We start from the raw sequence: 20,443 nt of genomic DNA on the forward strand, positions 1-20,443 counted from the left end.
GGAAATATACAACCTAATCGCTGAGGGTCTTGCTAGTAATCCGTGTATCTGCGGTCCAAGAGCAGCAAACGATAAGTAAAATTAACATTTTTAGTCGTTTGAATGGCGATCAGCATGAAGGAAAGCTTCGCTGACTAATCTTTGCAGGAATCATTCGAATTGAAATGGTTTTGAAGATGTGTCCTTGCACTTTTGTTCTGCCATTTGAAAAGGAGGATCTATGATGAAGAAACAATCTATTTTTGTGCCAGCAGCAGTCATTTTATTTTTTGTAAGTTATTTTTGGTTCAATTCTTCTCGTCCGGCTTATGCCATGCATATTATGGAAGGTTTCCTTCCGGTGGGGTGGGCTGTTTTTTGGTGGATTGTTACCATTCCGTTTCTCATTTTTGGAATGAGATCAATTCAGAAAATCGTAAAAGAGAATCCTGAAGTGAAAATGATGTTAGGCTTAGCAGGTGCTTTTGCCTTTGTCTTATCTGCTTTAAAAATTCCTTCAGTAACCGGTAGTAGTTCTCATCCAACCGGGGTGGGGTTAGGAACCATCCTTTTCGGCCCATTAGTAATGAGTGTGCTTGGAACGATTGTGCTACTCTTTCAGGCGTTATTGCTTGCACACGGCGGCCTAACGACATTTGGAGCCAATGCCTTTTCAATGGCTGTTGTGGGTCCGCTTATTGCCTTTGCGATCTATAAGCTGGGTACAAAATGGAAATGGTCTTTTTCTATTATCGTCTTTTTGGCAGCAATGTTTGCTGATTTGGGAACCTACGTTATTACCTCTTTGCAGCTAGCTCTAGCTTTTCCGAGTGAGATTGGAGGAATAGCTGCTTCTTTCAGCAAGTTTGCGAGTATTTTTGCTCTTACGCAAATTCCGCTTGCAATTAGTGAAGGATTATTAACTGTCATTGTGATGAACTTGATTAGAAAATATAATACTGATGAATTAAAGCTGTTGAATGTTTTGCATAAGGAGGCTCGATGATGATGAAGAATGCGTTCCTTTTTCTAATTGTCGTTCTGTTAGCGATTATTCCTCTTTATATCGTCAATGATTCTGAGTTTGCGGGAGCCGATGGAGAAGCTGAGGAACAAATCGTTGAGATTGCTCCTGACTATGAGCCATGGTTTGACTCAATTTGGGAGCCGCCTGGCGGGGAAACGGAAAGTTTGCTATTTGCCTTGCAAGCGGTTATCGGTGCATTAATTATTGGCTATATATTCGGCTACTCAAAAGCAAGAAAGAGTTTCTCATATAAGGAGAATGTGAATAAAAAAGATGTTGCCAATTGACCAAATGGCGTATTGCAATGCATTTAGAAATGTTCATCCATTAGAGAAAGGAATCTTTGCTGCTTCCCTTCTCTTCTTCTCTTTATTATTAAAAAACGCTGCTAGTGCCATTTTCATCTTTGTGTTCATGAGTATTGTTATTGTTAAAGGGGCAAAGATTCCACTGTTGTATTATATAAAATTACTGCTATTGCCCTCTTTCTTTTTATGTACAAGCGTTTTATTCATTCTTTTCTCCGTGGCACCAGTGAGCACGGAAATATTAAACATTCTTTTTCAAATAGAGATCGCAAATTGGAGAATTTATATCAGTGTCGACAATGCTGAGCAAGTTTTGGAGCTTTTTTTGTCCGTAATGGCTGGGGTAAGTTGCATGTATTTTTTAATCCTGACCACTCCGATGCAACAAATCATTTGGTTATTGCAGAAAATGCGCCTGCCTTCATTATTTATTGAACTTTTCGTTGTGACGTACCGATTTATTTTCGTTTTGCTTGAAAATATGAATGAAATTCGCATTGCACAAACAAGCAGACTCGGATATTTTCGGATAAAACAGAGCTTTTATTCTTTGGCACAGCTTATCATCAGTATATTTGTTAAATCGCTTAAAACAGCACAAGATGTACAAAAAGCCAGTGATTCCCGAGGAAATAATAGTGGGCAATTTTTACAAGTTGAAATACAACAATCGTTTAACAAAAGAAATTGGCTTACGATTGGTTGCACAGTTTTTCTCACTTATTTTATTTTTTTCCTTGGCAAAAATGTTTAGGAGAGAACTGTCATCTTGGAAAAAGAGGAGAAAAAAGCAATGGTACATCCATTTTTAGAATTAAAGAATGTTTCCTATCAATATCCTGATGGGACGCTCGCATTAAATAATATATCGCTTCAAATAATAACAGGAAAAAAGATTGCTCTGCTGGGAAATAATGGATCAGGAAAATCAACATTGCTTCTTCATTTAAATGCTGTACTAGCCCCCACAACGGGACAGCTATATTATAAGGGGAAGGATTTTACTTATAAACGTAAGGAAAAAAATAAACTGCGTGGAGATGTTGGGATTGTCTTTCAAGATCCGGATACGCAGCTTTTTTCGTCAAGTGTTTATGATGATATTCAATACGGTCCTCGGAATATGGGACTTTCAAAAGAGGAGGTAGAATCGCGTGTTCTCGAGGCAATGGAGATGACTGATACCATGTCTTTAAAAGAAAAACCTCCACATTTTTTAAGCGTTGGTCAAAAAAAACGAGTGGCCATTGCCTCTGTTTTATCAATGAAACCAGCTTTAATGATTTTTGATGAACCGACTGCGGGACTAGATCCCTATTACACTAATAGGATCTTAAATATCCTTAATCAACTAGCGACGAAGGAACGCACTATTCTTGTTTCAACACATGATGTTGATTTCGCATATGAATGGGCTGATGAAATATGGCTACTATCGGAAGGGATGCTAATTGCCAGAAATGCTCCGTTCGAAATATTCCAAGACCAAACTTTATTAGCAAAAAGCCACTTGCGACAACCGTGGGTACTTGAAGTATTTGCCAAAATTAAGGAGCCATTAAAGATGTCAACCTGTCCCCGTTCAAAAGAAGAGTTATTGACAATACTTGAGCATTCACTTACCCCAATCGTAGATAGAAGCAAATGAGCTGAGGAAAACAAAAACTATTTGTTTTCCTTTTTTATATCATGCATTCCTCTTTTTCCAAGTAATGAAACGAAACCATATAAATTGAAGAACTACTGCGACAATAACCCCAATCGAGGTATCTCTCATTCGATCGAGGGCATAGCTTTTTGAATGCTCCTCGAACACGAACACAAATAATATCGTGAGTGCAACTTGATGAAGGACTTTCATATCCAGGTTCAACCACTTTGTACAATAAGAACCTAAAAGAAGCAGTAATCCTAAAAACCATCCATTTAATTGGATATGGGTTGCGATCAGTACAGTGAGAAGGATTCCTAAAATGGTTCCAACGGCTCGCCGAAGTGAAAGTTGAACCGTTTGATTGAATGTGGTTTGCTGACAAAGGATAACAGAAAGTGGAGCTAGATAAGGATGTTTAGATCCTAAAAGCTTGGCAATTTCCCACGCTAAAGCAGAGCCAATGGCCATATTCCAAATTATAACGGTGTCGTTTGCTTTTGTGTCTTCGTGTTGTGAGTCTTTCAAATTTGAAATCAACTCCTCATAATTGATTTAATTTAGTATCATTCTTTTTGGGAATATTATGTGAATTACATCTGAAATAGCTTCTTTATATCCTGAAATAAAAAAAATTTACGATATTTCGTATCCTTTTTCATATTTTTTACGTTTTACATAACAAATAGCTTTATTAAGGAGGAGCGACCATGACGCTAAAAGTAAGTGAACAGACGGAGTTATTAAGTGGACAACTTCGGGATATAAAGAAGATTTTCGATGAAATGGTGATTCCTTATAGGCCGGAGCTATGGCGATATTGTTACCATATTACGGGTTCGCCATGGGATGCGGAGGATTTGGTTCAGGATACATTGCTGAAAGCTTTTTCATCATTATCACATTTATGGCAGCCGATAAATCCGAAAGGTTACTTATTTAAGATTGCATCCACTACATGGATCGACCAATGTCGCAAGATGAAACTGAAACTGGAACCGATCGAAACGACTTATGAACTTCCATCATATGAAGACCATTACATTGGAGAGATTGAAGATGCATTTGCCCATTTAGTAACTACGTTGGCACCTCGGCAAAGGGTTGCTCTATTATTAGCAGATGTCTTTAGCTTTAAATTGAAGGAGGTTGCAGAAATAGTAGGTGCCAACGAAGGGACGGTAAAAGCGTTGCTGCATCGTGCTAGAAAAAAATTAAAGGAAGCGAAAGAGAGCAATAAAGAGAGCAAAAATGATGAGATTACTAGCGAACAAAAAGAATTGATTTCGAATTACATGGCTGCTTTTAATAGAAGGGATCCAGAAGGGATTGCGAAATTATTAGAACATAATGTAAGAACGGATATCGTTCATATTGCGCAAGAATTAGGAAAAGAGGTTGTAGTAAAACATTCCCTAACCGATTGGGCCAATGATCCAGTAGATATGAAAGCTGAACTTCATCATTTGTGGGGGCGTCCTACGATTGTTCAAGTCGCATTCGCGAACGGTGATCGTGCTGTTTATAATTTAAATCGCCTTGATTGGGAAAATGGAAAAATAGTCGCAATAAAAGACTATTATTTCTGTCCTGAATTGCTTCGTGCCGCTGCTAATCAGTTGATGATGAAGGTTTTTCCTAGAAAATATACGTTACAATAATTGGGTTGGAGGAAATACGATGAATCACTTGGCAAACATTAAAGTAGTTGTACCATCAATCGCTTCAACCTTAGAATTTTATAAAGATATTTTGCAATTTAATGTGTTATTTTTTGATGATCGCCAAAAGGCAGCAATGGTAGAGTTTGATTCTGGACAGAATCTTTTGCTCGTTGAGGATTCAAGCCTTGATGTAACAAGGTGGTTGGCACCGTCTTATCATCTTGTCAATTCGGGGGAGAGGCTCTATTTCAGAGGCAACAGTAGTCATATTGCGTCGGTCAAATTAAATGAGGTTGAGGTCACAAAGATTGAAAAAGAATGGGGAGACACAATCTTAGAAGTTACTGATCCAAACGGATATATCCTTTCATTTTGGGAAGGAAAAGAACTCAGCTTTTTAGAACTATTGGAATTTTATGAACTTGCTCCCATTCGACTAAAAAAAGCATTGAAGGGGTTAAACGAAAGGGACTTGGATCTAGTAAGGGCTCCGGGAAAATGGAGTATTAGACAAACGGTTTTGCACATGGTTGATTCAGATGCGTCCTCACTGGCTATGGTCAAATTTGCTTTAGCTGAACCTGGAAGAATATTTAATGCTAATGGTTATAATCCGGATACATGGGTGGAAGGCTTAGATTATCAACATCGTACTATTGGTGCAGAGGTAGCACTTTTTATTGCGATTCGAAAACATATTTCCGGCTTGCTTCGCCATCTTCCTAACGCAATGGACAGAACGATACAAATTTCGAGTGGCCCAGTTGTAACAGTAAGGGAGCGAATTCGTCTATTAATGTCTCACGCGCTTGGTCATATTGAACAAATTCTCGAAACAAGAAGAATTCATGGAAAATAGGGAGCGGTCATTTTTTTTATAATGAAATATTATTAGTTTCCTGGGTAAGAAGAAGGCTGTCTGATAAGTCCCTAAAATAAAGCAATGGGAGAAAAACAGCTCGTCTTCCTCCCATTACTTTTGTATTATATGGATCATTTCCTGAAAGAAGCTGGCGGATGCCGGCAACTTTCAGTATATTGTGGGCTAATGCCACAATTCCAAACTCGACATGGACTTTATCAGGACCCCGTAGGGAAAACTACGGAACGAGCGATTGCCCTTAATGTGACCGAGCGCACTTCCTACCTCAATTTTACGTTGAGCAGATAACTGCCTTTTTCACACATTACAAGGGCTGTTTTTGCCTTCGATTTCATTTCTTTAACGGATATTTAATTTCGAAAAGAGGATTACCTGTAAAGGATTATTGAAGGAAGTTTTTTAATAATTAACTATGTGAGAATAGTGTTATTCACACAATCTTTATAAAATTTTTGAAAAATGGATTTTAACAATTGAGATTGTATGATATATTAAAACCAATTTAATAGTTTAATTTAAATAAGTGCTCACTTTGTGAGGTAAAAGGGAAACTAGTGAAAATCTAGTACAGCCCCCGCTACTGTAAGAGCTGATGAAATTACATGACCACTGAGAAATCGGGAAGGTGTAAGAGTAAGATGATGCTTAAGTCAGGAAACCTGCTTATTTAAACGACACTTTACTTTTCGGAGGGAGAAGTATAGGCGGAACAGTAGTGTTTCTATTGTTTTTATGTTTTAAGTATAGTATTTCATCTATTGTATCTTAAAATGCCTGTATTCCTATGAAAGGAGTGCAGGCTTTTTTATTTACGCCGAGAGCAAGCAGCCTGTCTCAACTCCTCCCGCCGAAAATCAAGCAAATTGTTGTTGTCTTATGGAAAGAACAGACCCTTTAGCGCTTTTTATGGCGATGAGGACAAAGGATACCCTTTTCCTACATCCTCATCGGAGCAATTTCAACTTTTAATTGTTCCGAAGACGCGCTCCATGCGCATTTGTATTCTTGTAACAGAAAATTTTAAGAATTGACTAGCTCCGGTTTCTGCACGATGTTCCTCAAGTTTTCCACAAGAAAAGGTTGATTAGGGTGCTTACATCGGAAATTTGCGTTCTCACAGCCCATTTGGATGGCTTTTCAGACAAGGTGCTTGTACTTTTCTTAATTTATTGGAGGTTAGCGAATGAAAGTTGGAAAGATTTATGTAGTAGGATTTGGTCCAGGCTCAGAAGAACATATTACAACAAGGGCAATATATGCTCTGCAGCACAGTGACTATATTATTGGGTATAAGACGTATGTGGATCTTATCGAGCATTTAGTTACGGCGAAATCAATTGTAAGTACAGGGATGACAGAAGAGGTTTCTCGAGCACAAGAAGCAGTAAAGCAAGCTGAAGCTGGACATACAGTATCAGTGATCTCAAGTGGGGATTCTGGTGTTTATGGAATGGCAGGTTTAGTGTATGAAGTATTAATTGAAAAAGGCTGGACGGAGGAAAACGGCATCGGGGTAGAAATTGTGCCAGGTATCTCGGCAATCAATTCGTGTGCAAGCTTACTAGGTGCCCCGGTTATGCATGATGCCTGTACGATTAGTTTAAGTGATCATTTGACGCCGTGGAAGGTGATTGAAAAGCGGATTGAAGCAGCGGCGATGGCTGATTTTGTCATTGCTTTATATAATCCGAAAAGCGGGCGGAGAACGCGGCAAATAGTGGAGGCACAAAGAATTTTGTTGAAGTATCGCTCTCCTGATACACCTGTAGGCTTAGTAAAAAGCGCATATCGTGACAATCAGCGCGTCGTTTTGACGAATTTAGCGGAAATGCTAGAGCATGATATTGGCATGCTAACGACAGTCATCATCGGCAATTCCTCCACTTTCTTTTATGACAACAAGATCATAACACCGCGGGGGTATCAACGGAAATATACATTAGGTGAAGAAAAGCAAAGTTTAAAACCGCATCAACGTCTAAAGAAAGAGGCTGAACCATGGGCGCTAGAGCAAGAAAAGGAAGCAGCAACTAGCACTGAGCGTGAAGCTAAAAAAAAAACGAGTTCGTTAAACATGGCCCTTATGGCCGTAGCGATGGTGACAAAAACGAAGATTGATCATCCATTAATAGTGCAGCAGCCTCTTGAACAAATATTTGAATTTGCAGTCTCTCCAGGGGTTGCGAATAAATTTATTACACCAGAGCAAATGCGTCTATTGGCAGAAATTATTAGCGAGCAAGGTTCGTTAGAATACACGCCAGATCATCGTTTTATCGTCAAGCTTTCAACAGAGGAGCCTGATGTGATTGTTGAAAAACTTAAACAAAATGGATTAATGGTGATGCCGATTGGCGATGTATTAAACGTAAAGGCTTGTGACTTTTGCTATGGTGAAAAAGCGGAGTCTATCCCATACGCAGAGGAAATTGCAGAGCAACTAGGGGGTTTGAAGCTTCCGAAGGAATTACATATCGGCTTTAATGGCTGCGGAATGGCCTGTTATCGTGCTGTCTTTGATGACATCGGGATCGTCTATCGCAAAAAAAAGTTTGACTTATTTATTGGCTCAAAGCCAGTGGGGAGAACGGCTCATGCAGCTCAGCCAGTTGCGGAAGGAATAGAGCCGGAAAACTTATTGCCGCTGCTAACGAGAATAATTAATGAGTATAAAGAAAATGCACATCCGAATGAACGCCTTTTTAAATATTTTAAACGAGTGAAGAGAATTCAAGATTTTATTTATTATGATATGAGTTCGAAAATTGAAGTTGAGCCAGCACCGTGTGGAGATTAGGAGGGTACGATGATTTTATTTTTAGCGGGGACAAGTGACGCAAGAGCTTTAGCGGTTCATTTGCAAAATCAAGGGTATTCAATATTAGCAACCGTTGTGACGGAATCTGCCACTGATAGTTTAAGAGAAAACGATATTCCATATCAGGTAGGTCGTTTAAGCGAGAATGATATGAAGGAACTGATCTCCAAGCATGAAATAAATGTTGTGGTGGACGCCAGTCATCCTTATGCGGAGGAAGCTTCGAAAACAGCAATGGCTGCAAGCGCTCACTGCAAAATTCCTTACATACGTTATGAGCGGCCGCAAGAACAGTATCAATCTTCCTACATTACAGAAGTTGACAGCTATGAAGAAGCAGCGAAACTAGCGCAAAATCATAAAGGTACCATTATGCTGACGACAGGTAGTAAAACGTTAGATATTTTTACAAAATATTTAATGAAGGATGATATTCGACTTATTTGCAGGATGCTTCCAAATAGGGAGAATATGGAAAAATGTGACAAATTAGGAATTAAACAAAAAGATATTATCGCCATACAAGGACCATTTTCAGAATCATTAAACCAATCATTGTACGAGCAGTTTAAAGTGACATTAATGATTACAAAAGAAAGCGGCAAAGTCGGCTCTGTTGACGAAAAGATGACCGCTGCAATAAAGATGGGAATACCCGTCATTTTAATAAAGCGGCCTTCCATCCAGTATGAAAACTATTGTACTTGTTTTGATGAAGTGACTCATTTATTAGGAGGTTTTATTAATGGCAAACATGAATTTTAATACGAGTTTTACCCCTGTTACGGTCGACCCGGACAAAATATATGATCACAGCTTTGCGATCATTAAGGAAGAGATGGGGGAACATTCTTTTACAGATGAGCAATGGCTGGTAGTGAGACGTGTCATTCATGCTTCAGCAGATTTTGAATTAGGAAGGAGTATGATTTTTACTCCAAATGCGATTGAAGCAGGAATTCAGTCCATTCTTGCTGGTCGCCATGTGGTTGCTGATGTGCAAATGATTGAAAGTGGATCAGGACGTAAACGATTTCAAAAACATGGCGGTGATTTGCATTGTTATATTGCAGATGAGGATGTTGCAAAGGAAGCAAAGGCGCAAGGAACGACGCGGGCGATTATTTCTATGCAAAAGGCAGTACGCTTACATGAAGGCGGTATTTATGCGATCGGCAATGCACCAACGGCATTGTTGGAGTTAATCCGCTTAGTGAAGGAAGGAATAGCCAAACCGGACTTAATTATTGGCATGCCAGTTGGATTTGTGTCAGCAGCAGAATCAAAAGCGGAGTTAGCCGTGCTTGAAGGAATTCCATTCATTACTAATAAAGGAAGAAAGGGTGGCAGTACAGTGACTGTGGCGGCACTTAATGCCATCTCGATTATGGCTGATGAGCGCGCAAACGAAACGAAATAAAAAAGATCCTTCACAAATGCGGCATGGCTACACGACTGGAGCTTGTGCTACAGCGATGACAAAGGCGGCCCTGCAAGCGCTTGTCACCGGAAAAGTACCGAATGAAGTCATGATTTATTTGCCGGTTGGCCAATACGCATCATTTAAAGTAACAGGATTTGAAAAGACAGAAAACGAAGTAATGTGTGAAACCATTAAAGATGCTGGCGATGATCCAGATGCTACACATCAAGCTCGAATCCAAAGCACTGTCCGTTTTTCAAAGCGAAGGGGTATTCACTTAGATGGTGGAATTGGCGTTGGGCGGGTGACAAAAGCTGGACTGCCAGTACCAATTGGTGAAGCCGCGATCAATCCTGTACCGCGAAAAATGATCAATGCGGTTGTTGAAGAAGCGCTTGACGAATATCAATTAGATTGTGGAATAGACGTTATTATTTCTGTTCCGGATGGTGAAGAGATCGCCAAAAAGACATTAAACGGGCGATTAGGAATAATTGGTGGGATTTCCATTTTAGGAACGCGCGGCATTGTCGTTCCGTTTTCCAGTTCAGCTTATATGGCAAGCATAGTACAAGCAATTAACGTTGCGAAAGAAGCAGGATGCGATCATTTAGTCATTACAACAGGTGGCCGAAGTGAGAAATATGCGATGAAGCAATATCCTCATTTACAGGAAGAAGCATTTATTGAAATGGGCGATTTTGTTGGATTTACACTAAAACATATTGCTAAAAAGGAGATTCCCAATGTCTCGCTAGTCGGAATGATCGGGAAATTCTCAAAAATTGCTCAAGGTATTATGATGGTTCATTCAAAAAGTGCACCGGTCAGCTTTGAGTTTTTAGCGGGAATGGCAAAACGAGTAGGCGTAGAAGAAGCCGTTCAAAAAGAAATTTTACAAGCAAACACCGCTTCGCAAGTTGCTGACCTGCTTAAAGGCAATGAAGCCTTTTTTGCAGCACTTTGCAAGAACTGCTGTTATCACGCATTGAATCACATTAATAGCAATATGAATGTTTCGACAACGTTGTATACACTTAGCGGAGAATGTATAGGAAAGGCTGAGAATATTGACAAATTGGATGAAAATGATTGGTATCGGTGATAATGGCGCTGATGGATTGCTTCCTCAATATTTGCAATGGATTGAGGAATGTGAGCTTCTTGTCGGAGGAGAACGCCATTTGAGCTTTTTTCCAACCTTTACAAAAGAGAAGAAAGTTGTTAAGGGTGGATTAACGTCTTTAATGGCTGAATTGCTGGAGGAAAAGAGAAATGTCGTCATATTGGCATCAGGTGATCCGCTGTTTTTTGGCTTAGGCAGTGTCCTCGCCAAGAAACTTCCTTTAGAAATATACCCCTATGCGAGTTCAATTCAATTGGCCTTTGCAAAAATGAAAGAAAGCTGGCAGGATGCATTTATCGTCAGTTTACACGGACGCTCTATAAAGGGTTTTGCCCAGAAAATTGATGGGCGTCACAAAATAGTTGTTTTAACGGATCCAATAAACTCGCCTCAAGCGATAGCAAAGTATTTAAAACGCTTTGGCATGACAGAATATGTTGCTTTCGTAGCGGAAAATTTGCAAGGTGTGGATGAACGATGTCGCCATTTAACATTAGATGAAATGGAGCAAGCCACATTTTCGCCATTGAATGTCGTGATATTAAAACAAAGCGAGCGAGTGGAGCGTTCATCGCTAGGTATTCCCGATCAAGCCTTTATACAACGAAAACCGGATAAAGGACTTATTACGAAAAAAGAAGTGCGAATTCTTAGTTTGCAAGAATTGAAGCTTAAAGATAATAGCATTGTGTGGGATATCGGCACTTGCACGGGCTCTGTTGCCATTGAAGCAGCGAAAATGGCACGCGAAGGTGAAGTTTATGCGATTGAAAAAAATGAAAATGATTTGCAGAACTGTTTGCAAAATCAAGTGAAACATCGTGCTGACTTTGTTGCAGTGTTAGGAAAAGCACCAGAACGTCTCGATGAATTTCCTGATCCCAATGCTATTTTTATCGGCGGCAACGGCGGCAATATGGAAGAACTATTGAAAATATGTATTTCACGCTTGCTTCCAAACGGTCGTCTCGTCATGAATATTGCCACAATTGAAAACTTGGCAGAAGCGATGCGCCATTTAAAAACATTAGGCTGTGAAGTAACGGTCACGCAGGTGCAAATTTCAAAAAGCAAACCAATATTAAATTTGACTCGTTTTGAGCCATTAAATCCGATTTTTATTGTGAGTGCACAGAAAGGAAAAGAATGATGACGATAGGTACATTATACGGTTTGGGTGTAGGACCCGGAGATCCAGAATTAATTACTGTCAAAGCATTTCGCAAATTGCAGGAGTGTCCTGTTATTGCCTATCCGAAGAAATTAAAAGGCAGTAAATCATATGCCCATCGAATTGTCGAAGTGTATATTAACACAGCGGAAAAAGAAATGCTCGGCTTAGTATTTCCAATGACAAAAGATGAAGATACATTAAGAATTGAGTGGGGAAGATCGGTTGATGCTATTTATCGCTATTTAGTTCAAGGAAAAGACGTTGCTTTTGTGACAGAAGGCGATCCGATGTTGTTTAGCACCTTTATTCATATTATGAATTTAATGAAATCAAAATTCCCAGAAGTGCCAATAGAAACAGTGGCAGGAATTTCGTCCTTTAATGGCGCTGCGAATCGTTTAGGAATTCCATTGGCAGACGGGGACGAGTGTGTTGCAATGATCCCGGCGACAGAGAATATGGAGGAAATGCGAAAAGTGATTGAATCTCATCATTCAATTGTCTTTATTAAGGTTGCAAAAGTAATAGATGATATGTTGAATCTACTAGAGGAAATGAATCTATTAGAAAGGACCCATGTCGTAACAAAGGTGACCTCTGATGAAGAAGTGATCTGGAATGTCCAAGACCTTCGGGGAGCGGAGTTAAATTACCTGTCGTGCATGGTGGTGCGCAAATAATGAAGAAAATTTGGATTATTGGAGCAGGACCAGGTGATCCGGACTTAATTACGGTAAAAGGGTTGAAGCTTTTAAAGGAAGCGGATGTAGTGATGTACACGGATTCGCTTGTTAGTGAAACATTAGTGGCAGAAGCAAAGGCATCGGCAGAAATTATCCGTACAGCTGGTATGCATCTTGAAGAAATGGTGGAAACCATTGTAGACCGAATAGATGCGGGAAAAATGGTAGTGCGCCTCCATACAGGTGATCCGGCAATGTACGGAGCAACGATGGAGCAGGTTGCCTTACTAAAACAACATGGTATTACATATGAGGTGATCCCAGGTGTCAGCTCTGTTTTTGCTTCCGCTGCTGCAGTAGGGGCTGAGCTAACGATTCCCGATTTAACACAAACCCTTATTTTAACAAGGGCAGAGGGGCGTACCCCTGTACCAGAACGTGAAAGACTGCAAGAATTAGCGAAGCATCATTGTACGATTGCGATGTTTTTAAGTGCTACTTTAACTAAAAAAATTATGAAAGAATTGCAGTTGGCTGGTTGGGCTGACAATACACCAGTTGCTGTCGTTCAGCGGGCATCTTGGCCAGATCAAAAAATTGTTCGTACCACACTGATTGAATTAGATGAGGCGATGCGCGTCAATGGTATTAGGAAACATGCAATGATTTTAGCTGGTTGGGCTTTGGATCCGAATATTCATGAAAAGGAATACCGTTCGAGATTATATGATAAAACCTTTACTCACGGTTTTCGAAAAGGTGTGAAGACCAATGATTAGCTTGCGCGAGGGTGTGATCTCGACTATTGCAAAACGAAAACCGTATGCCCTTGTTGCCATTACAAAACATGGAGTGGAGAATGCGAGGCGCTATACGGAAATTTTTCCATATGCTGATCTTTATTATATGAAGAAATTTGCCTATGGAGATGAGGATGAGCGTCAAATTCAATTGTTTGATGGCACGGTGCGCTTATTGCTACCAGCGCTGTTTCAGCATTATAAAGGGATTATCTGTATTATATCGCTCGGCGCGGTTGTGCGCATGATTGCTCCATTATTAAAAGATAAAAAGAAAGATCCTGCTGTGCTCGTAGTTGATGATAAAGGTCAGTACGTCATCAGCGTTTTATCTGGTCATATCGGTGGAGCTAATGCTTTAGCGGGAGAATTGGCCCGTGCAATTGGAGCGTTATCTGTCATCACAACAGCTTCAGATGTCCAAAAGACGATCCCTGTTGATTTATTTGGAGCACAATTTGGCTGGATGTGGGATAGTGACGAGAAGCTGACACCTGTAAGTGCAGCAGTTGTAAATGAAGAGCATGTTGCGATCGTTCAAGAAGCAGGAGAAAAAGAGTGGTGGATATACGATCATCCAATGCCGGCTCATCTAAAACTTTATCCTTCCACAAAAGCAGCAATTGAAGCAAAGCCAGCAGCAACTCTTCTTATTACCGATCGTCTAATTGCTCCGCATGAAGAAGTATTGCTTGAAAACGGAGTCGTCTATCGACCAAAATCCCTTGTTTTGGGAATCGGCTGTAATCGGGGAACGAAAGTTGAGGAACTTGAGCAAGTGGTGAGGGACACATTAACCGCGTTAAACTTAAGTATAAAAAGTGTTAAGGCAGTTGCCTCCATCGATTTAAAGAAAGATGAACAAGGGTTACTTGCGCTAACAGCAAAGCATAATTGGTCATTTGTTACTTACAGTGCAATTGAACTGAATGAAATGCCGATACAAAACCGCTCGGAAACAGTTTATAAATATACTGGTGCATACGGAGTTAGTGAGCCGGCAGCGCTGCGTTATGCGCGTGCGAAATCATTAGTATTAGAGAAAAAGAAAAGCGGAAATGTAACCATCTCTGTTGCACGCATTAATTTTGAGGAGGGCTAAAATGAATCGTTTTGTGCTGGCAGGTACAGGAAGCGGAGTTGGAAAAACAACATTTACGATTGGAATGATGCGTGCATTGATGAAGCGTGGTTTCAATGTCCAAGGATTTAAATGTGGACCGGACTATATTGATCCTACTTATCATACCGCGGTTACAAAGCGCCCTTCTCGAAATATTGATAGTTTCATGATGTCGGCAGAAGTTGTTCGTGCAATTGTTGCTAGAGCCAGTGGAGAAGCGAATATTGCGATGATTGAAGGAGTAATGGGTTTTTATGACGGGAAATCGCCATTATCCAATGAAGGCTCTGCTGCCCATATAAGTGAAATAACTGAAAGTCCAGTGATTTTAATCGTGAATGGGGCGAGCATGGCAAGGAGTGTCGCTGCTGTCGTGAAAGGTTTTCAGTTGCTCGATGAGAAATCAAATATTGTGGGCGTTCTGGTTAATCAGTTGGGAAGCAGAAGCCATTATGAAATTGTAAAAACGGCAATTGAAAAGGAATGTGGGATCCCTGTTGTCGGTTATTTGCAAAAGGGGGCGGTGGACCCATTGCCAAGTCGTCATTTAGGATTAGTTCCAGCAATTGAGCGTGGTGATCTAGATGATTATTTTGCTCGTCTTGCCGAGGCGATTGAGGAGACCGTCGATCTCGAGCTTTTATTAAAAATTACGAAGGCGGAACCTATCGAAGTTTTTTCCTCTATTTTTGATGCCCAAACAGAGAGGAAGCCTGTTCATATTGCGGTAGCAAAAGACTCAGCCTTTAATTTCTACTATGAGGAAAACTTTGAACTCCTCCGCGCATATGGGGCTAAATTACATTTCTTTTCCCCGCTGCAAAATGAGGTGGTTCCCGATGTTGCACAAGCACTGTATATTGGTGGGGGATTTCCGGAAGAATTTGCTGCACGCTTAGCAGAAAACGAAGCAACAAAACGGTCCATTCGCTTCGCTATCGAAAGTGGTCTCCCAACATTGGCAGAATGCGGTGGGTTTATGTACTTAACCGAGGAAATTATTAATCGCAGTGGAGAACCTTATTCGATGGTTGGAGTGATACCTGGGCGTGTACGGATGCAGGAGAAGCTGGCCGCCCTTGGCTATCGTGAAATTACAGGGCTTGCTGGAAACTTCTTAATTGGGGAAGGAGAAACGGCAAAGGGGCATGAATTCCACTATTCCCAATATGAAGGAGAGTATACAACACCCGCATATTTTAATAAAGGGCGTTTTCGTGCTCGACAAGAAGGCTACCTTTATAAAAATCTTGTTGCTGGATATACCCATTTTCATTTTGCTTCGAACCCAAAGTTAGTGGAAAATTGGTTAACTGCGTCGCATTCAAAATTTAGCAATATCAATTAAAATAGATTATTTATTCTATCTGAACTTAAATTTATCCGGGTATAGTCCCTTATGATATGTAAATTAATTAAACTATGAGTTTGGAGGGATGTAAATGAATTATTTCCCGTTGTTGATGAATATCGACTTTAAAAAGGTGGTAATAGTTGGCGGTGGACATGTTGCTCGCCAAAAAGTCGAAGCGTTACTACCGACTAAAGCACAATTAATAGTAGTTAGTCCAAAGATAACGGAAACATTACAACGCTATGTTCATGAAGGTTTTGTTACTTGGAGAAACAAAGAGTTTGAACCGGCTGATTTAGATGACGCATCCCTTATTTTTGCTGTTACGGATGATGAAGAAGTTAATAATGCGGTTGAGGAAGCTGCCCAGCATTGGCAACTGCTTAGTCGTGCCGATGCAAAAGGGCGCGTTGATTTCATCAATCCAGCCGTTGTTCGGCGCGGTGAATTTGTGGTCACCGTTTCGACATCTGGTGCAAGTCCAGGTTTAACACGTAAGATGAAAGCGGAGTTGGAAGAACAATTTGGTGAACCATATGCGGAGTACGTTTTCTTTTTAAAGCAAGCGCGCAAGCAAATTTTAAGATTATTTTCAGGCGAAAAGAAAAAGCAGCTGCTTGCAGATTTGTTGGAACCACAAGTTTTGCAGTGGATTGAACAAGGAGAAAAGGAAAAATGTAATGCATGGTTACAACAAAAGATAGGAGAACAACAGTGAGCGGATATGTTTATATTGTAGGTGCTGGTCCTGGAGACCCTAAATTATTGACGATTCGGGGACTGGAGTGTCTTCAAATTGCTGATGTGATTTTATATGATCGCTTAGTAAATCCTCAGTTATTAACACATGCGAAGGCGAGTGCTGAACTCATTTATTGCGGGAAAGAACCGGGAAAACATAGGCTCATTCAAGAAGAAATTCATCGTATTCTTATTGAGCAGGCTAAGCTAGGCAAGCAAGTAGTACGCCTTAAAGGCGGGGATCCCTTTGTCTTTGGTCGCGGAGCGGAAGAAGCAGCGATTTTACGGGAAGAGAATATTCCTTATGAAGTCGTTCCTGGAATAACTGCTGGAATTGCCGCCCCTGCCTATGCGGGCATCCCTGTTACACACCGTGATCATGGTGCAAGCTATGCCATTGTTACAGGTCATGGACGAGCAGAAAAAGGAGAAGACTTTTTAAATTGGTCCGCACTTGCGCAAATTGATACGGTTGCTTTCTATATGAGTATTGGAAATATTGCCCACATTGCAAACAGCTTAATCCATTACGGCAAAAACGAAAAAACGCCTGTAGCTGTTATTGAATGGGGGACAACTGAAAAGCAACGAACGATTACGGGAACGCTTGCCACTATTGCTGAAGATATACGAAAACACGACATTACCAATCCTTCCCTTGTTTTAGTCGGGGATGTGGTTCAGCTAAGGGAGCAGATTGCCTGGTTTGCAGAGAAGGAGCAAGAATTATGCTAGAAATTCTAAAAAAACGTCGAGCAGTTCGTCAATTTGACACACGTGAGGTGGAACGCTCAAAAATCGAGGCATTACTAGAAGCTGCCACATACGCCCCTAATGATCGAATGAGAGAGCCTTGGCATTTTTATGTACTGCAAGGTGACAGTTTAAAAGGTTATAGAGAAGTGGCGCTGCATTATCTCCAAAAGCGTTTTCCGACCAAACCTCATTTAGTGGAGAGCTCAATGGCTGCTATTACGAAAACGCCGCTTGTTATCGTCGCGACTTCTGCTATTGTCACTGGTGATGAGGGAGCAACAAAAGATAATACATTTGCTGTTAGTTGCGCCATCATGTCGATGTGGTTAATGGCCGAACAGCTAGGGCTAGGAATGGTATGGCGAACTCGCGGAGTTGGTTTAGTTCATGATACGGCATTGCATACGTTTATTGGTGCGACTGATGAAGAGCAATTAGTAGGAACATTGTGCATAGGCTATCCAGCTGAAGAGATCACCTCCCCGAAAAAACGCACTTCGTATACAGAAAAAACAACATGGCTTTAAGGAGGCATAAGCATGGCAGGTCAGGGGATGGTGTTAGTTTATACCGGAGATGGTAAGGGAAAAACGACTGCTTCCCTCGGCATTGCGTTAAGGGCAATCGGCCGTGGAATGACGGTTAAGTATTTTCAATTTATTAAATCTCCGGAACGTACATATGGGGAGCAAATCGCTCTAAGAAAATTAGGGGTTGAGACGATTCAATTAGGTGTTGGCTTTACATGGACGAAAACACCTGAGGAGCATCGGACCGCCCTCTTACAAGCATGGCAGCTCGTAAAGACGGAGCTGCAAAATGAAACGACTGATTTATTAGTATTAGATGAATTGAATAATGCGCTTGCGATCACCCGTTTTCCTGTTAATGACGTTTTGCCGCTGCAAGAAGTTGTAAAGGCAATCAAGGACCGCCCGAAAAAAATGCATCTTGTCATCACTGGGCGCAATGCCCATCCAGCGATTCTTGCACTAGCCGATTTAGTGTCAACGATCGAAGCGACGAAGCATTATTACAGCGAACAAAACATTAACGCTTTAAAAGGATTAGAGTTTTGAAAAAAAGCAGGTGTTAAGGAGGTACTATTATTCCTAAAATGACAAAGACACGTTTTATGCTACTACTGTGGATATTGGTAGGAGTCCTGCTTATTTCAATAACCTTTGCGGTAATGTTAGGATCTGTCGGGATAACTCCTCGAATCATTTGGGAAATTCTCTTTGCAAAGCTGGGTATCCCAGTCGAGACATCGGCATCGAGAGCACAAGCCATTATTATTTGGGAAATTCGATTACCGCGGGTGTTATTAGCCGCACTTGTTGGTGCTTCCCTTGCTATTTGCGGGGCAGCGATTCAAGCACTAGTGAAAAATTCGATTGCAGACCCATATATTTTAGGGGTTTCTTCAGGAGCATCAGTCGGAGCGACTGTCGTTATTTTATTAGGTGCATTTAGTGCCCTTGGGATGTATGCTTTATCGTTAGCTGCGTTTTTAGGAGCAATCTCTGCTGTTGCAATGGTATTTTTGTTGGCACGAGTGAATGGAAGAACTTCAGTTATCCGCCTTCTGCTGGCAGGAATTGCGATTTCGATGGTGTTTTCTGCTATCACCAATTTTATGCTGATGATGTCGAAGCAGCAAGGGGGAATCCAAGCGGTTATGCATTGGATGCTCGGCAGCTTAGCTGGAGCGAAATGGTCAAATATTGCCATTCCGTTTGGTACATTGCTCGTTGTGTTTATTTTATTATTTATGAACTACCGCCAGCTTAACGCCTTGCTTCTGGGGGAAGAATCGGCTGGAACACTTGGGGTCAATATTGATCGCTTTCGAATTTTTATCATTATTTTTGTTTCACTACTAACTGGAGTTGTTGTTGCAGTCAGTGGCAGCATTGGCTTTGTTGGCTTAATTATTCCACATTTAGTTCGGATGGTCGTCGGTTCTAATTATAAGTACGTTCTTCCAACTAGTGCCCTCGTTGGTTCGATTTTTTTAGTTTGGGCAGACATGGTTGCCCGTATCGTTATAGCGCCTGAAGAAATGCCGATTGGGATTATTACTGCTGTTTGCGGAGGGCCTTTCTTTATTTGGATGCTGAGAAAGAGACGATATTCTTTTGGGGAAGGTGAGTGATCTTGCTTCAAGTGGAAAGTATTTCTTATTCAATATCGGACAAGCAAATTCTCGATGATATTTCTTTTTCGGTTGCTCAAGGTCAATTTATCGGTGTTATTGGGCCGAATGGAAGCGGTAAATCAACGATGTTAAAGATCATCTACCGCCATTTAAAGCAAACAAGCGGTCTTGTAACCTTGTTTGAGAAAGATCTTCTTCAATTCCCTCAAAAAGAATTGGCTCAAAATATTGCAGTCGTCAGTCAAGAAGCTCCAGTTCTTTTTGATTTTACCGTAAAAGAGCTAGTGATGATGGGAAGAACACCATATAAAAAATGGCTGGCAAGCGATAAGAATGAGGATTATGCAATTGTGAGTGATAGCATGCGCTTGGCTAATATTACTCATTTAGCAAATCGTTATTTTAGTGAATTATCTGGTGGGGAAAAGAAACGAGTTTTGCTCGCCCGTGCTCTTGCTCAGCAAGCCAATATATTAATTCTAGATGAGCCAACAAATCATTTAGATATTGAGCATCAATATCAATTAATGGACTTGGTTCGAGAGTTGCCAATCACGATTGTTGCAGCGCTTCATGATCTGAATTTAGCGGCTGGGTATTGTGATGAACTGCTCGTGATGAAGGACGGCGCTCTCTTCCAGTCTGGAACTCCAGAAGAAGTGCTAACGAAAGAGACGTTGCAAGAGGTGTTTCGTGTCAATGCATTCGTTTCGAAAAATCCATTCACGGAGAAATTGCATCTATTTTTCTATACGGAACAGTAAATAGAAAT

The 20,443-nt window shown here is 40.8% G+C and carries 22 protein-coding genes and 1 riboswitch; of the genes, 21 read left to right on the forward strand and 1 reads right to left on the reverse strand.

The genetic code is table 11. The features are described 5' to 3' along the window. The first annotated feature begins 223 nt into the window (after window positions 1-223). Genes FCJ93_RS00600 through FCJ93_RS00615 form a run of 4 tightly spaced genes read left to right on the forward strand, consistent with a single transcriptional unit; the run spans window position 224 to window position 2,962 of the window. Entirely contained in the window at window positions 224-985 is a 762-nt protein-coding gene (locus FCJ93_RS00600) for an energy-coupling factor ABC transporter permease (RefSeq protein ID WP_137742728.1), read from the forward strand. Beyond that, window positions 985-1,293 (forward strand): energy-coupling factor ABC transporter substrate-binding protein, encoded by a 309-nt coding sequence (locus FCJ93_RS00605; RefSeq protein WP_095311106.1) that lies wholly within the window; start codon window positions 985-987, stop codon window positions 1,291-1,293. The genes FCJ93_RS00600 and FCJ93_RS00605 overlap by 1 nt, the downstream gene beginning before the upstream one ends. Beyond that, on the forward strand, window positions 1,280-2,068 hold the full coding sequence (gene cbiQ, locus FCJ93_RS00610) for a cobalt ECF transporter T component CbiQ (protein ID WP_137742729.1): 789 nt from the start codon (window positions 1,280-1,282) through the stop codon (window positions 2,066-2,068). The genes FCJ93_RS00605 and cbiQ overlap by 14 nt, the downstream gene beginning before the upstream one ends. A gap of 39 nt (window positions 2,069-2,107) precedes the next feature. Further along, on the forward strand, window positions 2,108-2,962 hold the full coding sequence (locus FCJ93_RS00615) for an energy-coupling factor ABC transporter ATP-binding protein (RefSeq protein ID WP_095311134.1): 855 nt from the start codon (window positions 2,108-2,110) through the stop codon (window positions 2,960-2,962). A gap of 39 nt (window positions 2,963-3,001) precedes the next feature. Here FCJ93_RS00615 and FCJ93_RS00620 read toward each other — a convergent pair whose 3' ends face one another. Next, the gene (locus tag FCJ93_RS00620) at window positions 3,002-3,493 is read right to left on the reverse strand and encodes an FUSC family protein (protein ID WP_212933361.1); all 492 of its coding nucleotides are present in this window, start codon (window positions 3,491-3,493) and stop codon (window positions 3,002-3,004) included. A 182-nt stretch (window positions 3,494-3,675) separates the two neighbouring features. On the opposite strand from FCJ93_RS00620, the gene FCJ93_RS00625 reads away from it, so the two are divergent. From FCJ93_RS00625 to FCJ93_RS00705, 17 genes are all read left to right on the forward strand, one after another. Further along, complete coding sequence (locus FCJ93_RS00625) at window positions 3,676-4,626, forward strand: RNA polymerase sigma factor (protein ID WP_137742730.1); 951 nt, start codon at window positions 3,676-3,678, stop codon at window positions 4,624-4,626. Window positions 4,627-4,645: 19 nt separating this feature from the next. Further along, complete coding sequence (locus FCJ93_RS00630) at window positions 4,646-5,488, forward strand: DinB family protein (RefSeq protein ID WP_137742731.1); 843 nt, start codon at window positions 4,646-4,648, stop codon at window positions 5,486-5,488. A gap of 528 nt (window positions 5,489-6,016) precedes the next feature. Next, a riboswitch (cobalamin riboswitch) is annotated at window positions 6,017-6,193 on the forward strand. A 502-nt stretch (window positions 6,194-6,695) separates the two neighbouring features. Continuing rightward, window positions 6,696-8,309: a precorrin-3B C(17)-methyltransferase gene (gene cobJ / locus FCJ93_RS00635; RefSeq protein ID WP_137742732.1), complete on the forward strand. Its 1,614-nt coding sequence runs from the start codon at window positions 6,696-6,698 to the stop codon at window positions 8,307-8,309. Window positions 8,310-8,318: 9 nt separating this feature from the next. Continuing rightward, window positions 8,319-9,095: a precorrin-6A reductase gene (cobK, locus tag FCJ93_RS00640; protein WP_137742733.1), complete on the forward strand. Its 777-nt coding sequence runs from the start codon at window positions 8,319-8,321 to the stop codon at window positions 9,093-9,095. After that, window positions 9,076-9,750: a precorrin-8X methylmutase gene (locus tag FCJ93_RS00645; protein ID WP_095311093.1), complete on the forward strand. Its 675-nt coding sequence runs from the start codon at window positions 9,076-9,078 to the stop codon at window positions 9,748-9,750. Before cobK ends, FCJ93_RS00645 begins: the two co-directional genes overlap by 20 nt. Beyond that, a complete protein-coding gene (locus tag FCJ93_RS00650; RefSeq protein WP_321177957.1) occupies window positions 9,725-10,858 on the forward strand; it encodes a cobalt-precorrin-5B (C(1))-methyltransferase in 1,134 nt (377 codons plus the stop codon). The genes FCJ93_RS00645 and FCJ93_RS00650 overlap by 26 nt, the downstream gene beginning before the upstream one ends. Then, window positions 10,836-12,029: a precorrin-6y C5,15-methyltransferase (decarboxylating) subunit CbiE gene (cbiE, locus tag FCJ93_RS00655; protein ID WP_095311130.1), complete on the forward strand. Its 1,194-nt coding sequence runs from the start codon at window positions 10,836-10,838 to the stop codon at window positions 12,027-12,029. The genes FCJ93_RS00650 and cbiE overlap by 23 nt, the downstream gene beginning before the upstream one ends. Next, a complete protein-coding gene (gene cobI, locus FCJ93_RS00660; protein ID WP_137742734.1) occupies window positions 12,029-12,733 on the forward strand; it encodes a precorrin-2 C(20)-methyltransferase in 705 nt (234 codons plus the stop codon). Before cbiE ends, cobI begins: the two co-directional genes overlap by 1 nt. Further along, the gene (gene cobM / locus FCJ93_RS00665) at window positions 12,733-13,515 is read left to right on the forward strand and encodes a precorrin-4 C(11)-methyltransferase (RefSeq protein WP_095311087.1); all 783 of its coding nucleotides are present in this window, start codon (window positions 12,733-12,735) and stop codon (window positions 13,513-13,515) included. The genes cobI and cobM overlap by 1 nt, the downstream gene beginning before the upstream one ends. Beyond that, complete coding sequence (locus FCJ93_RS00670) at window positions 13,508-14,638, forward strand: cobalt-precorrin 5A hydrolase (protein WP_137742735.1); 1,131 nt, start codon at window positions 13,508-13,510, stop codon at window positions 14,636-14,638. The genes cobM and FCJ93_RS00670 overlap by 8 nt, the downstream gene beginning before the upstream one ends. A 1-nt stretch (window position 14,639) precedes the next feature. Next, a complete protein-coding gene (locus FCJ93_RS00675; protein ID WP_137742736.1) occupies window positions 14,640-16,007 on the forward strand; it encodes a cobyrinate a,c-diamide synthase in 1,368 nt (455 codons plus the stop codon). A gap of 94 nt (window positions 16,008-16,101) precedes the next feature. Then, the gene (locus FCJ93_RS00680; protein WP_095311080.1) at window positions 16,102-16,731 is read left to right on the forward strand and encodes a precorrin-2 dehydrogenase/sirohydrochlorin ferrochelatase family protein; all 630 of its coding nucleotides are present in this window, start codon (window positions 16,102-16,104) and stop codon (window positions 16,729-16,731) included. Then, the gene (cobA, locus tag FCJ93_RS00685) at window positions 16,728-17,489 is read left to right on the forward strand and encodes a uroporphyrinogen-III C-methyltransferase (RefSeq protein WP_095311078.1); all 762 of its coding nucleotides are present in this window, start codon (window positions 16,728-16,730) and stop codon (window positions 17,487-17,489) included. Before FCJ93_RS00680 ends, cobA begins: the two co-directional genes overlap by 4 nt. Beyond that, window positions 17,483-18,037: a nitroreductase family protein gene (locus tag FCJ93_RS00690; protein ID WP_095311076.1), complete on the forward strand. Its 555-nt coding sequence runs from the start codon at window positions 17,483-17,485 to the stop codon at window positions 18,035-18,037. The genes cobA and FCJ93_RS00690 overlap by 7 nt, the downstream gene beginning before the upstream one ends. A gap of 12 nt (window positions 18,038-18,049) precedes the next feature. Beyond that, complete coding sequence (locus tag FCJ93_RS00695) at window positions 18,050-18,589, forward strand: cob(I)yrinic acid a,c-diamide adenosyltransferase (RefSeq protein ID WP_095311074.1); 540 nt, start codon at window positions 18,050-18,052, stop codon at window positions 18,587-18,589. A gap of 38 nt (window positions 18,590-18,627) precedes the next feature. Further along, window positions 18,628-19,668: a FecCD family ABC transporter permease gene (locus FCJ93_RS00700; RefSeq protein ID WP_137742737.1), complete on the forward strand. Its 1,041-nt coding sequence runs from the start codon at window positions 18,628-18,630 to the stop codon at window positions 19,666-19,668. Continuing rightward, on the forward strand, window positions 19,668-20,435 hold the full coding sequence (locus tag FCJ93_RS00705) for an ABC transporter ATP-binding protein (RefSeq protein WP_373315053.1): 768 nt from the start codon (window positions 19,668-19,670) through the stop codon (window positions 20,433-20,435). Before FCJ93_RS00700 ends, FCJ93_RS00705 begins: the two co-directional genes overlap by 1 nt. Window positions 20,436-20,443 lie beyond the last annotated feature (8 nt).

Source organism: Robertmurraya siralis (assembly GCF_005502275.1).
In the GTDB taxonomy this organism is placed as follows: domain Bacteria; phylum Bacillota; class Bacilli; order Bacillales; family Cytobacillaceae; genus Robertmurraya; species Robertmurraya siralis.

Bases quoted from the DNA above. Each gene is read 5' to 3' on its own strand.
- FCJ93_RS00600 (WP_137742728.1), top strand. From the start codon at position 224: ATGAAGAAACAATCTATTTTTGTGCCAGCAGCAGTCATTTTATTTTTT.
- FCJ93_RS00630 (WP_137742731.1), top strand. From the start codon at position 4,646: ATGAATCACTTGGCAAACATTAAAGTAGTTGTACCATCAATCGCTTCA.
- cobJ (WP_137742732.1), top strand. From the start codon at position 6,696: ATGAAAGTTGGAAAGATTTATGTAGTAGGATTTGGTCCAGGCTCAGAA.
- FCJ93_RS00675 (WP_137742736.1), top strand. From the start codon at position 14,640: ATGAATCGTTTTGTGCTGGCAGGTACAGGAAGCGGAGTTGGAAAAACA.
- FCJ93_RS00645 (WP_095311093.1), top strand. From the start codon at position 9,076: ATGGCAAACATGAATTTTAATACGAGTTTTACCCCTGTTACGGTCGAC.
- cobK (WP_137742733.1), top strand. From the start codon at position 8,319: ATGATTTTATTTTTAGCGGGGACAAGTGACGCAAGAGCTTTAGCGGTT.
- FCJ93_RS00625 (WP_137742730.1), top strand. From the start codon at position 3,676: ATGACGCTAAAAGTAAGTGAACAGACGGAGTTATTAAGTGGACAACTT.
- FCJ93_RS00680 (WP_095311080.1), top strand. From the start codon at position 16,102: ATGAATTATTTCCCGTTGTTGATGAATATCGACTTTAAAAAGGTGGTA.
- cobI (WP_137742734.1), top strand. From the start codon at position 12,029: ATGACGATAGGTACATTATACGGTTTGGGTGTAGGACCCGGAGATCCA.
- cbiE (WP_095311130.1), top strand. From the start codon at position 10,836: ATGAAAATGATTGGTATCGGTGATAATGGCGCTGATGGATTGCTTCCT.
- cbiQ (WP_137742729.1), top strand. From the start codon at position 1,280: ATGTTGCCAATTGACCAAATGGCGTATTGCAATGCATTTAGAAATGTT.
- FCJ93_RS00605 (WP_095311106.1), top strand. From the start codon at position 985: ATGATGAAGAATGCGTTCCTTTTTCTAATTGTCGTTCTGTTAGCGATT.
- FCJ93_RS00670 (WP_137742735.1), top strand. From the start codon at position 13,508: ATGATTAGCTTGCGCGAGGGTGTGATCTCGACTATTGCAAAACGAAAA.
- FCJ93_RS00700 (WP_137742737.1), top strand. From the start codon at position 18,628: ATGACAAAGACACGTTTTATGCTACTACTGTGGATATTGGTAGGAGTC.
- cobM (WP_095311087.1), top strand. From the start codon at position 12,733: ATGAAGAAAATTTGGATTATTGGAGCAGGACCAGGTGATCCGGACTTA.
- FCJ93_RS00695 (WP_095311074.1), top strand. From the start codon at position 18,050: ATGGCAGGTCAGGGGATGGTGTTAGTTTATACCGGAGATGGTAAGGGA.
- FCJ93_RS00690 (WP_095311076.1), top strand. From the start codon at position 17,483: ATGCTAGAAATTCTAAAAAAACGTCGAGCAGTTCGTCAATTTGACACA.
- FCJ93_RS00615 (WP_095311134.1), top strand. From the start codon at position 2,108: ATGGTACATCCATTTTTAGAATTAAAGAATGTTTCCTATCAATATCCT.
- FCJ93_RS00650 (WP_321177957.1), top strand. From the start codon at position 9,725: ATGAGCGCGCAAACGAAACGAAATAAAAAAGATCCTTCACAAATGCGG.